This is a genomic window from Solemya elarraichensis gill symbiont (assembly GCF_002021095.1).
Classification (GTDB): Bacteria; Pseudomonadota; Gammaproteobacteria; order Chromatiales; family Chromatiaceae.
The window spans coordinates 1-1070 of sequence record NZ_MPRK01000374.1 but is presented as its reverse complement, the minus strand read 5'-3'; the positions used below and the strand labels follow the sequence as shown (position 1 = coordinate 1070).

The following is a 1070-nucleotide window of genomic DNA, read 5'->3' as shown; positions in this document are numbered from 1 at the left end:
ATCTGTAAGTTATTCATACTCGGGTGAATTTGACGTCGCGTGTACGATCGATTTCGAGAAGTGCCGGGAACTCCGCGTAAGCTAGACAATTGTAGGTTACGGTGGTGGTCGTAGCAAATTTCACTTCGAGTCTCAGATTTCCGTGTCGAATCAAATTTATATAGTCGCCCCCGTAATCGCTGGGGGCGAGATCGAAACCGTAAATGGCATACCCGCTGTCGAACATCAATCGAGTGATTGCGAAACCTTCGTCCTTATTCCATCGATCGCACGTTTCCATCAGATTGACGTAGGGCGTGACGAAATTTTTATTAGCCGATAAATCCATCTGCATGGGTCGTGCGGGTACGCTTTCTCCGTTCACGTACAGGGCCATCCCGTCTGCGATATGTTGGAAATTGAAAGGATTTTTCGAGTAATTCCCGTTGACTGCCGACTGGTCCACGAACACAAAGAATACTTTTTGAGGGAGATTGTTCGAATAAACGTTTTGCCATACGAAAGATCCCGACCCTGCAGGAATACTATTCATCTTGATTTCGGTTCGAGTGAGGGGATATTTAGCCGTCTTATCTTCGAAAATACGCGCGTGACTCAACAAGACCCCCTCGTCGATCTTGATCATGCACGCTTTGAACACCACGTCCAACAACTCGACTTTATATTGGGGTTGGTCTTCGCCACTCATCAATAGGAAAGAAGCTCTATTTCTAAACAGTTTTAGATAGAGGTCCACGCCGTTCACGAGATATCGATTCAAAGCGAAGAGGTCTTCGTAGATCGGACCCTCCATGTCGAATGTTCTACTCTCCTTGGTGTAGTAATATCGAGCGAAGAGTCCCACATTTACTCCCGTGTTTGCATCTTGATCGTCCAAATCATTTGTATCCAAAAAAAATAACTGCGATTGCATCTGCGTTTCCAGAGCGGGATTACCGCGAGAGAGGATTGTTTTCAAGTACGCTTTCCATGGATAGTGCGAGCCGTGAAGGGAGACTAATTTATTGTTAGCGTACACGTCGATTTGAGACCAGAGACTCTGTAGGGGAAGATTGATGATTCCCGTCTTT

General features: G+C 46.0%; 1 protein-coding gene. It reads right to left on the bottom strand.

Features of this window, described 5'->3' with window-relative positions; all coding sequences use genetic code 11:
- Positions 1-13 precede the first annotated feature (13 nt).
- Positions 14-1070, bottom strand: a 1057-nt coding sequence (locus BOW51_RS11025) for a hypothetical protein (protein WP_217349052.1), incomplete at its 5' end; no start/stop codon positions are given.